This window comes from Polaribacter sp., assembly GCF_036480315.1.
Classification (GTDB): domain Bacteria; phylum Bacteroidota; class Bacteroidia; order Flavobacteriales; family Flavobacteriaceae; genus Polaribacter.
Window position 1 is genome coordinate 16,590 of the sequence record NZ_JAZGGG010000067.1, and the last position, 13,488, is coordinate 30,077.

11 protein-coding genes, 1 tRNA gene and 1 pseudogene are annotated in these 13,488 nt (G+C 28.6%); 4 read left to right on the forward strand and 9 right to left on the reverse strand.

Annotated elements, in window-relative coordinates:
• Window positions 1-79: 79 nt before the first annotated feature.
• The 3 genes from rlmF to V3V28_RS14415 all read right to left on the reverse strand — a co-directional run bounded on the left by rlmF (window position 80) and on the right by V3V28_RS14415 (window position 3,300).
• On the reverse strand, window positions 80-934 hold the full coding sequence (gene rlmF / locus V3V28_RS14405) for a 23S rRNA (adenine(1618)-N(6))-methyltransferase RlmF (RefSeq protein ID WP_331365712.1): 855 nt from the start codon (window positions 932-934) through the stop codon (window positions 80-82).
• 108 nt (window positions 935-1,042) lie between these two features.
• On the reverse strand, window positions 1,043-2,635 hold the full coding sequence (bshC, locus tag V3V28_RS14410; protein WP_331365713.1) for a bacillithiol biosynthesis cysteine-adding enzyme BshC: 1,593 nt from the start codon (window positions 2,633-2,635) through the stop codon (window positions 1,043-1,045).
• Between the two features lie 2 nt (window positions 2,636-2,637).
• Complete coding sequence (locus V3V28_RS14415) at window positions 2,638-3,300, reverse strand: class I SAM-dependent methyltransferase (RefSeq protein WP_331365714.1); 663 nt, start codon at window positions 3,298-3,300, stop codon at window positions 2,638-2,640.
• Window positions 3,301-3,435: 135 nt separating this feature from the next.
• Here V3V28_RS14415 and V3V28_RS14420 point away from each other — a divergent pair, with 135 nt between their 5' ends.
• Window positions 3,436-5,913, forward strand: coding sequence for a M14 metallopeptidase family protein (locus V3V28_RS14420; protein WP_331365715.1), 2,478 nt, complete (start codon window positions 3,436-3,438; stop codon window positions 5,911-5,913).
• 7 nt (window positions 5,914-5,920) lie between these two features.
• On the opposite strand, the gene V3V28_RS14425 is transcribed toward V3V28_RS14420, so the two are convergent.
• The 4 genes and pseudogenes from V3V28_RS14425 to V3V28_RS14440 all read right to left on the reverse strand — a co-directional run bounded on the left by V3V28_RS14425 (window position 5,921) and on the right by V3V28_RS14440 (window position 10,678).
• Window positions 5,921-6,646, reverse strand: coding sequence for a diphthine--ammonia ligase (locus V3V28_RS14425; protein ID WP_331365716.1), 726 nt, complete (start codon window positions 6,644-6,646; stop codon window positions 5,921-5,923).
• Between the two features lie 50 nt (window positions 6,647-6,696).
• On the reverse strand, window positions 6,697-8,049 hold the full coding sequence (rimO, locus tag V3V28_RS14430) for a 30S ribosomal protein S12 methylthiotransferase RimO (RefSeq protein ID WP_331365717.1): 1,353 nt from the start codon (window positions 8,047-8,049) through the stop codon (window positions 6,697-6,699).
• 48 nt (window positions 8,050-8,097) lie between these two features.
• Window positions 8,098-9,751 (reverse strand): annotated as a pseudogene (locus V3V28_RS14435) (amidase family protein).
• Window positions 9,752-9,793: 42 nt separating this feature from the next.
• Window positions 9,794-10,678, reverse strand: coding sequence for an MBL fold metallo-hydrolase (locus V3V28_RS14440; RefSeq protein ID WP_331365718.1), 885 nt, complete (start codon window positions 10,676-10,678; stop codon window positions 9,794-9,796).
• Between the two features lie 58 nt (window positions 10,679-10,736).
• Between V3V28_RS14440 and V3V28_RS14445 the strand changes: the two genes are divergently transcribed.
• Together V3V28_RS14445 and V3V28_RS14450 are read left to right on the forward strand one after the other, a co-directional pair.
• Window positions 10,737-11,180 (forward strand): GNAT family N-acetyltransferase, encoded by a 444-nt coding sequence (locus tag V3V28_RS14445; protein WP_331365719.1) that lies wholly within the window; start codon window positions 10,737-10,739, stop codon window positions 11,178-11,180.
• Window positions 11,181-11,245: 65 nt separating this feature from the next.
• A tRNA-Gly gene (locus tag V3V28_RS14450) sits at window positions 11,246-11,318 on the forward strand.
• A gap of 38 nt (window positions 11,319-11,356) precedes the next feature.
• Here the strand turns inward: V3V28_RS14450 and V3V28_RS14455 are convergent.
• Window positions 11,357-12,013, reverse strand: coding sequence for a rhomboid family intramembrane serine protease (locus tag V3V28_RS14455; protein WP_331365720.1), 657 nt, complete (start codon window positions 12,011-12,013; stop codon window positions 11,357-11,359).
• A gap of 84 nt (window positions 12,014-12,097) precedes the next feature.
• On the opposite strand from V3V28_RS14455, the gene V3V28_RS14460 reads away from it, so the two are divergent.
• Window positions 12,098-12,988 carry a lysophospholipid acyltransferase family protein gene (locus V3V28_RS14460; RefSeq protein ID WP_331365721.1) on the forward strand — a complete coding sequence of 297 codons (891 nt, stop codon included), beginning with the start codon at window positions 12,098-12,100 and terminating at the stop codon, window positions 12,986-12,988.
• A 16-nt stretch (window positions 12,989-13,004) separates the two neighbouring features.
• Here the strand turns inward: V3V28_RS14460 and V3V28_RS14465 are convergent, their stop codons facing one another.
• On the reverse strand, window positions 13,005-13,259 hold the full coding sequence (locus tag V3V28_RS14465) for a hypothetical protein (RefSeq protein WP_331365722.1): 255 nt from the start codon (window positions 13,257-13,259) through the stop codon (window positions 13,005-13,007).
• Between the last annotated feature and the right edge of the window lie 229 nt (window positions 13,260-13,488).

The window sequence follows — 13,488 nt, forward strand, 5'->3', positions numbered from 1 at the left end:
ATTATGTAGTAAGTTGTTTTATTAAAAAAACAACAATTACACAAGAGTATTTCTTCCCTTTGGGAAGATTAAGATGGGCTTAAAACCTCCAACAAGCAATTCTTGTTACCTTATTTCCTTGTGTCATTGAGATAACTTTAAACTCGGCAACTTTTAATTTTTCTGAAGACTTTTCTAAACTTTTTATATTTTCCTTTTTAGAAACTAAACTTGTAAACCACTCACTTGCACCTTTGTCTAAAGAACTTTCATATAAATAGTTGTGTAAAAATGCTTTTTCTCCACCAACATACCACAACTCATTATTGTTACCCGAGAAATTTCTAACAGCACTATTTCCTAAATTTCTATTTTTACGTTTGTTTGCTCCTTGTGCTTCTTCAGCAGATTTAAAAAATGGTGGATTACACATTACAGCAGAAAAAGAATCTCCATCTTTTAAAATTCCTTTTAAAATTTGTGCTTCGTTTTGTTGATGACGTAATTCTATTTTTTTGTCGAAATTATTGTCATGAACAATATCTTGTGCAGTATCTAAAGAATCAAAATCAATGTCTGTAGCAACAAAATTCCAATCGTATTCTGCAACACCTAATAACGGATAAATACATGTAGCACCTGTACCAATATCAAGAATTTTAATATCTTCTTTATCTCCAATTAAATCAGCTAAATGATGAATGTAATCTAAACGACCAGGAATTGGTGGACATAGATTTTTATCAGGAAAATCCCAACTTGTAATTTTATCAAAAGAAAATAATAACCCTTTGTTTAATTCTTTTACAGCCTTTGGATCTGAAAAGTCTATGGTAACAACATCAAATTCATTTTTTGCAACGTAAGTTTCTAACTTTGGGTTTATTTTGATTAATGCTTCAAAATTATAACCTCTATTGAATTTATTTTTTGGGTGAAGATTTTTTTCTTTCATAATGTATATTGAAATTTTTAGGCACAAAAAGTCCTAGTCTGCAAAATTACTGTTTATTATTAGATTGCCACGTAATTCTTACTCACAATGACTAAACTATTTTAATCATTACAATTCTAAAATAGTAAATTCTAACTCTAAAGGTTTTAAAGCAATTTTTAAAGCATTGATAAACAATGTACCATACTCTAAATAGTATTCAGAAAAATTACGTTGTCTTTCTTCTAAACTTTGGTTTGGTAATATTTGGTTTTGAAGTTCTGTAATTCTATCAACCAAATCCTTTTGTCTAATTTTTTCTGCTCTTAACAAACGTTTTTCAAGGTTTTGTAATCCTTTAATTTGTTTTTTCTCTTGTGCGTTTACAGCACCAACAAAAGATACATCTGTTTTTTTAGCAATTTCTTTTAAATCTAAAAACTGTTTATTTAGGTATTCAATTTTCTCTTTAAAGTCAACTTCTATTTCTGAATTCTCAACTACTTTTTTTGACAATAATTGATGTTGATTTAAAAATAATTCTTCGTGAGAAATATGTAATTTATGTAATTTTCTCTGTTGTTTTTCAGATACAACTTGTACTGAATTACGCAATAACAGAATAGGAAAAGGAACATTAACCTTTTCGAAATAGTTTTTCAATTCAAACCAATAAGCAATCTCTCCACCTCCACCTAAATAGCAAATATTAGGTAAAATCACTTCTTGATATAAAGGTCTCATTATTACGTTTGGCGAAAAAGTTAACGAATTTTCATCAACTTCTTTTAAAATTTCTGATTTAGAAAAAGTGGTTTCTGTATAATTTATTTTGTAAACTCCATCCTCAAAAATGATACGTTCACGAGAATTATCACCTAAATAAAACAAATTTATTTCTCTAGGGTTTACTTGAATTTTATAGTTTTTTTCTAAATTAGAAATGGTTTTAGAAACTTCATTAAACGACGTTTCGTTTTCTAATTCGTCTTTTACAAAAGGTATAAATAGTTTTTTTAGTTCCTTATCATCACCATCAACAATTACTAAACCATGCTCTTTAAACATTTCATTGGCAATATATCTTGTTGCATCTGCCAAATTATTATGTTCTAAATATCCTTTAGAAAATAATTCTTTTAAGTGTTCTGCATTTTTAGAATTCCCTAATTGATTTGTAAATACTTCTAGAACATCTTGTAAACCTTCCGTAGAAAAACGACCTACTGCTCCACCATCTTCTCGGTTCCATCTTACTTTTTTTCCTTGAAAATTAAAATAATTAACTTCATCAAAATCATGATCTTCCGTTGCCATCCAATAAATTGGAACAAAGTTTTTCTCTGGAAACTTCAATGACAATTCTTCTGCTAAATTAATAGCAGAAATAATTTTATATAAGAAATATAAAGGTCCTGTAAATAAGTTTAATTGATGCCCCGTAGTAATGGTAAACGTATTTTGTTGTTTTAAAAGTTCAATGTTCTCACTGGTTTTTTCAGAAACATTAAAACTTTTATATTGATTTTTTAAGGCTTCAACCAAAACCAAACGCGATTGTAATCTGTAAGACTTTTCTTTCTCTTCAATCTGATTATGAAAACCTGTAATATCGGGGAAATTATTATAAAAAGGTTTAATAGTGTCTTTTTGCTCTAAATAATCTAACATTGTTTTAGAGAAAAAACCAGTATTTTTAAATGGAATTTGTGTTACTTTCATTTTTAATTCTTTCTTTGAAACAATGAATAAATATAAGGTCTTTCTGCTCCATAAGGATTTACAAACGTATAATTAAAACTATTTTTGAGTTCAAAATCAGCTCCTAAATAATCTTGTAACATTTCTAAAGAATACCTTTTTAAAGGCAAACCACAACATTTTTCTGCACCATTTTCTGAAAAAACAGCAATAATAACAAACCCGTTTGGTTTTAAAATTTTCTTTAAAATATTAAAATAACTCGTAATTTCTTCTTCTTTTAAAAAGAAATGTAAGACAGCTCTATCATTCCATAAATCGATATTTTCTAATTCATTTAATTTTGATGGGTTTAATAAATCATCAACCAAAAATTGAACTTTACTACTATCTCCTATTCTATTTTTTAGTGAATTTAAAGAGGATTTTGCTAAATCATTTGCAATGATATTAGAAAAACCTTCAGCTAATAAATTATCGATTAATGTAGATGAACCTGAACCAACATTTAAAATTGTTGCATTTTTAGCAATTTTTGTTTCTTTTATTAATGCTAAAGTTTGCGCTGGTTTTTCTTCAAACCAACCTAATTTCTCTGTTGAATTCTTATTGTAGGCAACGTTCCAATGATTTTTATAATCTATAGATGGTTCAGTAATTTTACAATCACTTTCGTTTGTAGTCATATTTCAAAAATACTAAAATTTGATAGTATGTAGCAAGAAGAAATTGAATCTAACAAATATTTAACGAGTTTAACATTTATCCTTTTAAAAAGAGAAAATATATTCCTTACTTTTGAAAAACTAACCGTCTATTTTATGAAAATTAAATTACTTATACTTACTGCGTTATTAACGATTACAAGTATTTTTTCTCAAACAATAAAATCTCCATCAGAATTTTTAGGCTATGAAATTGGTGCTCGTTTTACAAGACATCATAAAGTTGTAGACTACTTTAAATACGTTAGTAACACTTTATCTAATGTAAAACTAGAAAAATATGGTGAAACAAACGAAAATAGACCTTTGTATGTAAGTTATGTTTCTTCCGAAGAAAATATTAATAATTTAGAGAATATTAGAAAAGAAAACCTGTCTCAAACCGGAATTATTACTGATAATTCTAATAACAAAAAAGCCATAGTTTGGTTGAGTTATAATGTTCATGGAAATGAAGCTTCAAGTACAGAAGCTGCCATGTTAACTTTATATGAACTAGTGACTAATAAAAAAGATTGGTTAGAAAATACAGTTGTTATTTTAGATCCGTGTATAAATCCTGATGGACGAGATCGTTATGTAAACTGGTACAATCAAGTAAAAAGTACGCCTTATAATGTAGATCAAGATGCTAAAGAACATGCAGAACCATGGCCTTCTGGAAGACCAAATCATTATTTATTTGATTTAAATAGAGATTGGGCTTGGGTTACTCAAGTAGAATCTGCTCAAAGAATTGCTGTTTACAATAAATGGATGCCACATATTCATGTAGATTTTCATGAACAATACATTAACAATCCATATTACTTTGCTCCAGCAGCAGAACCTTTTCATGAAATAATTTCTGATTGGCAACGTAGTTTTCAAACTGAAATTGGTAAAAACCACGCTAAATATTTCGATAAAGAAGGTTGGTTGTATTTCACAAAAGAGAGTTTCGATTTACTATATCCTAGTTATGGCGATACTTACCCAACATATATGGGTGCAATTGGTATGACGTATGAGCAAGCTGGTCATGGAATGGCGGGTTTAGGAATTAATACAGATGAAGGTGAAATTTTAACTTTAAAAGACAGAGCAATTCATCATATGACAACTGGTTTATCTACTGTTGAAATAGCTTCTGAAAATGCTGAAAAGTTAAATATTGAATTCAAAAAATTCTTTGATAATTCTAATTTAAATTACAAAAGTTATGTGTTGAAAAACGAAAATGATGATAAAATGAATCGTTTAAAAAAGTTGTTAGATGCACATGAAATTAGATATGAAAGCCCAAAAAAGAGTACCATTAAAGGTTACAATTACAATACTCAAAAAGAATCAAAGTTAAATGTTTCTGAAACTGATTTAGTAATACATACAAATCAGCCAAAAGGAAAAATGGTGAAAGTTTTGTTTGAACCAAATGCAAAATTAGCTGACTCTTTAACATATGATATTACTGCCTGGTCTTTACCTTACGCACATGGATTTAATGCTGTTGCTTCTAAATCTAAAGTGAGTTCTTCAAAAAATAACAACATAAATTTTAAAATTAACTCTATAAATAAATCTGCTTATGCATATATTTCTAAATGGAATAGTTTAGATGATGCTACTTTTTTAGCTGATTTGTTACAAAATAACATTGTACCAAGGTTTTCTGAAAAAGCTTTTTCTATTGCTAATAAAAATTTTGAAAGTGGTTCATTAATCATTTTAAGAAATGACAACAGAAATAAAGAATTTGTTAGTAAATTAAATAAAATCACAAATAAACATCAACGTAATTTAACTAGTGTTACAACAGGTTTTGTTTCTTCTGGAGTTGATTTTGGTTCGTATTCTGTAAAACCAATTAACAAACAAAAAATTGCAGTTTTATCTGGTAAAGGAACTTCTTCTTTAAGCTTTGGTGAAATTTGGCACTTTTTTGAAACACAATTAAAATACCCAATTACAAACATTAATTCTGATGATTTTGGCAGTATTGATTACTCAAAATACGATGTAATTTTATTACCAAATGGCTCTTATAGCAGCATCTTGAATAAGAATGTTTTAGAAAAATTAAAAAAATGGACACGCTCTGGAGGAACATTAATTGCTATTGGAAATGCTTTAAATAGCTTTGCTGATAGGAAAGGTTTTTCTATAAAAAAGAAAAAAATAGAAAAAGACTCAACACAATCTAACTTAACTCCTTACGCAGATAGAAAGCGTAAAAGTGTTGCCAATTTAATTACTGGAAGTGTTTTTAAGAGTACTTTAGATAATTCGCATCCGTTGGCTTTTGGTTACGGAAAAGCATATTTCTCTTTAAAATTAAGCGGAACATCTTACAACTATTTAAAAGACGGTTACAATGTTGGTTATTTTAATAAAGAAACTAAAAACGTGTCTGGTTATGCAGGAAGTAAAGCTGTAAAAAAGGTGCCAGAATCTTTGTTGTTCGGAGAGCAAAAAATTGGAAGTGGAAGTATTATTTATATGGTAGACAACCCGTTGTTTAGGTCTTTTTGGGAAAACGGAAAACTGTTTGTTGCAAACGCTGTTTTTCTCTTGAATTCTGATACGTTGAAATAAAAAATAATTAACTCAAATCGCAATACCAAAAACTTGTATCGTGATTTGAGTTTTCTTTTTTAGATTGATGACAGTTATCACCATCATTGTCATGTAAAGTATAAGATCGCAGTACTTTTTCTCCAACAGAAAAATCAATTGGGTTTTTAAAAATAGGTCCATCAAAAACAAAAGTATGAAACTCACCATTTTCTCCACAAACATCAACATTATCAGGTAAGTCTTTTATAAACTGCTCATCTATAACTCTACCTAAAAATTCGGCTCCTAACAATTTCGCATTTACACAAACGGTAATTGCTTTAAATCCTAAACCTAAAAATTCTTGTAATACTTCTTTTGTATCATTTTTCCAAAGTGGATAAATTCCTGTAATATTTACTTCTTTTAGTTTAGAATCTCTATATGCTTTTAAATCTTCTAAAAAAATATCACCAAAAACTGTATGCGAATATCCTTTTTCTAACAAAGAATTCATAGCTTCTTTCATAATTTCAGAATACGAATCCATAGTAACATCCGCAGGAAATTCAATTGTTTTTAAATTGATTCCTATAGAATCAGCTTGCTTAAATAATAGCTCATTTCTAATACCATGCATAGAAACTCTATTAAAATCTTTATTGATGGTAGTGACCAATAAGTCTAAATTATAAGTTGAGTCTTGTTGTATTTTATACAACGCCAAAGCAGAATCTTTCCCAGAACTCCAATTGAAATATGTTTTTTTCATCGCATTAATTTGCATAAAAAAATCCTACATAAAGCAGGATTTTTAATTATTTATTTTCTTTTTTGATTTAAAGGAATTGGTTTTTCAACTTTAGTTACTGGTGTTCCGTATAAATCGTAATCTCCGGCTTCGTGAATTTTAATATCAATAAATTCCCCAATTTTAATATAATGTTCTTTTGCATCTACAATAACATCATTATCTACATCTGGTGAATCAGATTCTGTTCTTCCGTAGAAAAATTCTCCATCTTTTCTATCGAATAAACATCTAAATGTTTTTCCTATTTTTTCTTGATTCAATTCCCAAGAAATTTGAGATTGAATTTCCATAATCTCATTTACTCTTTGAAACTTAACTTCTGCAGGTACATCATCTTCTAAAACATACGCTCCAGTGTTTTCTTCATGAGAATATTCAAAAGCTCCCATGCGTTCAAAACGCATTTCTTCTACCCAATCTTTTAGTTCTTGAAACATTTCTTCTGTTTCACCAGGATACCCAACAATTAGCGTAGTTCTAATTGCCATTTTTGGCACTGTTTCTCTAAACTTATGAATTAACGCAGTTGTTTTTTCATGTGTTGTTCCACGTTTCATTGACTTTAATAACTCTGTATTAATGTGTTGTAAAGGTATGTCTAGATAATTACAAACCTTAGGCTCACGTTTCATTACTTCTAAAACATCCATAGGAAAACCTGTAGGAAAAGCATAATGCATACGAATCCATTCAATTCCTTCTACTTTAGACAAAGCTTCTAACAAATCTGCCAGAGCTCTTTTTTTGTAAATATCTAATCCGTAATACGTTAAATCTTGTGCAATTAACATTACTTCTTTAATCCCTTTTTCTGCTAATTTTGTTGCTTCCGTAATAATATCTTCAATAGGCGTAGAAACGTGTTTTCCTCTCATTAAAGGAATTGCACAAAAAGAACAAGGTCTATCACAACCTTCTGCAATTTTTAAATAAGCATAATGTTTTGGTGTAGTAGTTAAACGCTCTCCAATTAATTCGTGCTTATAATCTGCTTCTAAAACCTTTAATAAGTTCGGTAAATCATGCGTACCAAAATACTGATCTACATTAGGTATTTGATCTTCTAAGTCTGGTTTATAGCGCTCACTTAAACATCCAGAAACAAAAACTTTATCAATTTCACCAGCTTCTTTTCTGTTTGCATAATGTAAAATAGTATCAATAGATTCTTCTTTTGCTTTACCAATAAATCCACAAGTATTTATAACGACAATATTTCCATCATCTTCAGGGTCTTCATGAACAACATCTTTCCCGTTGGCTTTTAATTGTCCCATTAATACTTCAGAATCATAAATATTCTTTGAACACCCTAAAGTAACAACGTTAATCTTATTTTTTTTAATGGTTTTTGTACGCATTGTATTGAGTTTTTAAGCGACTGCAAAAATACAAGTTTTAAAATGGTTCTATTGATAGTTTTTAGGCATTTTTCTAACTTTTGTTAATTGTTCAAAAGCATAACTAATTTCTAATAGTTTTCTTTCTGAATAAGGAATACCAATAAATGTTAAACTTATTGGCTCTCCAGAAGTTTTATATCCCATTGGAACCGTTAATGTTGGGTATTTAGCAACTGCTGAAATACCAGAATGATAATTATTAATAGATAAAATTGCATCTAAATTTTAGATTTTCTAAAGATTGTAAATATTTCTTACCTTCAGAATTTAAATTATTTTTTATGATTTCTAACCCCTCTAAACTTGTAGAATCTTTTACAATTCCTACAAATAACTGTTGCCCATATGGCGCTCTTAATAACGAATTTTTTAAATTGAATATTGTTACATCTTCTACCGTTTTTATAGTTATATTTTTATCCGCAGATTTTGATAAATATTTAGGTAAATCATGCTTCATATCTATATTTAACAAGGTTAAAAAACCATTAAAAGCAATTTCTGGTGGTGTAATTTCTAAAATTTCTGCTCCTGTTTTTTCTATCTTTTCTACTGTTGCAGCGTAAATAGAATCTGATAATAAGGCTTTTAAAACTCCTAATTTTCCACCTTTTAAATTGTCTTTAAACCCGTTTTGAAAGTAATCTTCCTTTATTTTTTTTGAAGCTGAATCATTTTTATCAAAACCGCGCATTGCATCCATAACAATTGCATTGTCAATAACATTTTTTGTCATCGGTCCTGGTGTATCTAAAGTTGAGGAAATTGGCACAATACCAGTTCTACTTAAAACACCAATTGTTGGTTTTAATCCCACAACAGAATTCTGACTAGATGGCGAAGTAATTGAACCCGTTGTTTCTGTACCAACTGCAGCAACAGCAAAATTAGCCGCAATTGTAACGCCACTTCCATCAGAGCTTCCGCCTGTTTCAAATTGCGCTCTTCCGTAAGGATTTAAAGTTTGTCCACCAATTGCAGAATAACCCAACGGACAACCAGAACAGAAAAAATAAGCCCATTCACTTAAATTTACTTTCCCTAAAATTAAAGCACCGTTTTCTTTTAATTTTTCAACAATAAAAGCATCTTTAATATTTTTGTTTTCAGCCAAAGCAATTGCTCCAGCAGTAGTTGACATATTATTAGTATTGATATTATCCTTTAACAAGATTGGCATTCCGTAAACTGAATAATCACTAGAAAGGTTTTCTTTATTTTTATCTCTTGCTCTAGCTTCTTTTAAAACATCTCTGTTTAAACTAATAATACTATTTAAAGATTTTGTCGAATCACTCTCAAATTTTCGAATCCTATATAAATAAAATAATGTTAGTTTCTCGTACGTTAATTTTCCTTCTTTTATATTTTTCTGAATTGTAGGAATATCTTGTTCTAAAATAAAAGGTTATAATGCTGAATAATTATCTTCAGAAAAATATTCTAAATCTTTCTCAAAAGGCTTAAAAACTGTATTCATATCTAAATATTTAGATTGAAACAATTTGAATTGCATTCTATTACTTTTATGATTTTGCTGCATTTCTAAAGCCACAGTTTCATCATGTTTTTTAAATATAACTTTGGCTTGTTTTTCTTTTTTTGGTTGACATCCAATTAAAAAACAAATTGAAATAATTAAAACTAGTAGTTTTTTCATAATTATTAATTGTATTATTGAAGATACTATTCTTACTTTTTTTTATTTCTTTTCTAATTGTAGGCTTTTATAAACTGTACTTCTAATTCTTTCTCCAGTAATCCATCCACTAAAAGAATTGTATTTTTCTGTTAGCTCTTTATTATCTGTTACTTGTTTTAAAGTTTGTCCTTTATCTATTTCTTTTAGAACATTTTCTCTTACTTGTTCTAACATTATTAAATATACTTTTAAATCTGCTTTATTAGAAATATTTCCATGACCAGGAATCACTTTTGTTTTATCATCTGTTAGTAAAATCATCTTTTTAATTCCTTCAATATAACCATTTATACTACCTCCAGAATCTAAATCGATATAAGGAAATTTTCCTTGAAAATAAGAATCTCCTGTATGTAGAACATTATTAGTTGTAAAATAAATTAATGCATCTCCATCTGTATGTGCATTATGAATATGAGAAATAAAAATAGCATCATTATTAATATGCATCATTAGGTCATCAGAAAAAGTAATTACTGGCAAAGCTTCATTAACTGCGGCTTTTTTTGCTTTTCCTCCTACTATTTGATCTACATTCATGCGCTTTCTAACATTTTTATGTGCAACAATTAAAGCTCCTTCTTTTTGCATATTTTCATTTCCTCCAGTATGATCTCCATGCCAATGAGAATTTATTAAATAAGTTAAAGGTTTATCTGTGATATTTTTAACAGCAACTAATATTTTTGCTGATAATGGGGCAAATTGATCATCAATCATAAAAATACCATCATCTCCAATAAAAAGGCCTATATTTCCTCCTTGACCTTTTAGCATGTATACTTGATTAGTTAATTTTGCTGTTTCAATTTTGACTTCTTTTTTTTGACATTGAACAGAAAAAGTTATAAAAAAAAGAATGCTAAATATTTTAATGCACTTCATTTTAATTTATTTTAAGATGTAAGATACAAACAATATATTTACTTGAAAATATTTAAAAATGATAACAATTAGACTTATTGAGCATGAAAACATTCTAACTATTCTTCCTCTTTTATCAAAAGTAAACACAAAAACACCAAAAGACTTATTAATTGAACGTGTTTTAGAAATGTCTAATTTGCCAAATTACGAATGTGCAGGTCTATTTATTGATGATAAATTAGTTGGTATTTCTGGTCTTTGGTATTCAACAAGGCACTATGTTGGTAAAACGGTAGAACCAGATCATGTTATTATTGATGGCACTTATAGAGGACAAGGTCTTGGTAAACAATTTTTTAACTGGATAGACCAACATGTAAAAAATAAAGGTTGTGAAAGTATTGAACTAAACACTTATGTAAGTAATTCTAAATCGCATAAATTCTATTATAATGAAGGCTATGATATCTATGGTTTTCACTTTCTAAAGATCTTACGTGATGATAAAAATTATTATTAATTTTCTTTAAAAAATAGTTGCAGAACTAAAAAATGATTTTATATTTGCAACCGCTTACCAATAATGCGAAAGTAGCTCAGTTGGTAGAGCGTCAGCCTTCCAAGCTGAATGTCGCCAGTTCGAACCTGGTCTTTCGCTCTAAAGACTTTATTAGAAATAATAGAGTCTTTTTTTTGCTATAAACTTTTTAATTTATCTCCAAAAAACAATACTAAAATAATTGGTACTGCTAAAAATATAACCAATAATTTATTCGTTGAAAATAACGTAGGGTTCAGTAATAACGTTAACGCAAAGCCACCCATTGTTCCTCCTAAATGTGCAGAATGACCAACATTTCCTAACTGCTTTTTCATTCCGTAAATAGAATATAATAAATAACCTACACCAAAAATATATCCTGGAATCGGAATTGGGATAAAAAACAAGTATAGCTCCATTTCTGGATATACTAATATAGATGCATACACAATACCTGAAACGGCGCCAGAAGCACCAACGGAACTGTAATAAGGTTCGTCTTTATGATATTTAAGTGAATATAAACTTCCTGCTAATAAACTTCCGAAATAAATAATTAAGAAGTTAGGGATTCCTAAAATAGAAACTACAATGTTTCCGAATAAATAAAGTGCATACATATTAAAACCAAGATGTGCCCAATCTGCATGCAAAAAACCAGAGGTAATGGTTCTTAATTTTTCACCAGATAAAATTCTTCCAACTTGAAACTTGTATTTATCTAAAAAAGAATAGTCGTTAAACCCTTTCATAGAAACCAACACATTGGCTATGATAATAAGTAAGACTGCTTGATTTATATTTTCCATCATGTAACAAACATAAGAAAATCCGTTTAGTAAAACTCTATCGTTTTAAATATAAATATAGATATTTGTAATCTTAAAACAACCTTTATGCAATTTCTAGTTTTTGCGCTAACATATCCTCTAATATGGATTATGTCTCGTTTACCAATGCGAATTTTATATATTAAATCTGATGTTATTTTTTTTCTAATTTACCATGTTTTTGGATATAGAAAAAAAGTTGTTTTAGAGAATCTAAAACTTGCTTTTCCAGAAAAATCGGAAGAAGAGTATAACGTAATTTCTAAAAAATTCTTTAAACACTTTACAGATTTAATAATGGAAAGCGTAAAAGCTTTTTCAATTTCTGAAAAACAAATATTAAAACGCTACAAATACAAGAATCCTGAATTAGTAAACAAATATGCTAAAGAAGGAAAAAATATTGCTTTGGTTGGCGCACACCAAGCAAATTGGGAATGGTCTTTTAACATGCCTTTAATTTTAGATATTGATGTTTATGGTGCTTACACAAAATTAAATAATAAATATTTTGAAAAAACGATTAGAGAATCTAGAGAGAGATTTGGTGTTAAAGGTTACAAAACATCTGAAACAGTTAAAGGAATGCAGAAAAATTTTTCAGATAAAAAACAAGGTGCATATATTTTATTAAGCGACCAATCTCCACAACCACACAAAACTTTTTATTGGCGAAAATTCTTTAACATAAAAGTTCCTGTACATACAGGTGCAGAAATGCTTTCAAAAAAATTCGATTTGGTTGTTATAAACTATGTTGCCAGAAAAGTAAAAAGGGGCTATTATGAAATTGAATTTCAATTAATTAAAGAAAACCCAAAAGAGTTTGAGAATTACAAAGTTACAGATATCTATACTGATTTAACGGAAGCTAATATTAAACAACAACCTGAATTCTATTTGTGGTCTCACAAAAGATTTAAGCATAGAGACAAAGTGCCAAAAGAGTTTCAATAAAGAAATTAAGATATTCTTATAATCTAAATCTTCCGCCAATTAAAATATTGTTTTGCAAGAAGAAAAAATCTTGAGAAGCTTTATCTGAAGAATTTGCTTTTATCTTAACATTTGGCATGTTAATATATCCTGCTTTTAAATCTACTTGAATAAAGAAATGTTTTAAAAAGGTAACATTTAATCCAACACCAGCAGAAAGCCCATAACCAGAAATATGGTAATCATCATGTCTTTCATTTCCTAACAATGTTGTATCTGTTTTTGGGTACAAAATACCAGCACCAAAACCTTCTGTAATGTTTATTTGAAAATTCTCGGATTCGAGACCAAACCAACTACTAATATCATCAAAACGATATAACTGTACATTAATATAACCTGTTGTGCATTATAAAAAAGCTGTTCATTGATTAAGAGAATCGTATATTTAATTGAATTTCAAACATTTAAATAGATGAACAGCTTTAGAGCAAATTACGAGAAAATTTTAGAGGTATTAA

Bases quoted from the DNA above. Each gene is read 5' to 3' on its own strand.
- V3V28_RS14460 (WP_331365721.1), top strand. From the start codon at position 12,098: ATGCAATTTCTAGTTTTTGCGCTAACATATCCTCTAATATGGATTATG.
- rimO (WP_331365717.1), bottom strand. From the start codon at position 8,049: ATGCGTACAAAAACCATTAAAAAAAATAAGATTAACGTTGTTACTTTA.
- V3V28_RS14440 (WP_331365718.1), bottom strand. From the start codon at position 10,678: ATGAAGTGCATTAAAATATTTAGCATTCTTTTTTTTATAACTTTTTCT.
- V3V28_RS14445 (WP_331365719.1), top strand. From the start codon at position 10,737: ATGATAACAATTAGACTTATTGAGCATGAAAACATTCTAACTATTCTT.
- rlmF (WP_331365712.1), bottom strand. From the start codon at position 934: ATGAAAGAAAAAAATCTTCACCCAAAAAATAAATTCAATAGAGGTTAT.
- V3V28_RS14455 (WP_331365720.1), bottom strand. From the start codon at position 12,013: ATGATGGAAAATATAAATCAAGCAGTCTTACTTATTATCATAGCCAAT.
- V3V28_RS14420 (WP_331365715.1), top strand. From the start codon at position 3,436: ATGAAAATTAAATTACTTATACTTACTGCGTTATTAACGATTACAAGT.
- V3V28_RS14415 (WP_331365714.1), bottom strand. From the start codon at position 3,300: ATGACTACAAACGAAAGTGATTGTAAAATTACTGAACCATCTATAGAT.
- V3V28_RS14425 (WP_331365716.1), bottom strand. From the start codon at position 6,646: ATGAAAAAAACATATTTCAATTGGAGTTCTGGGAAAGATTCTGCTTTG.
- bshC (WP_331365713.1), bottom strand. From the start codon at position 2,635: ATGAAAGTAACACAAATTCCATTTAAAAATACTGGTTTTTTCTCTAAA.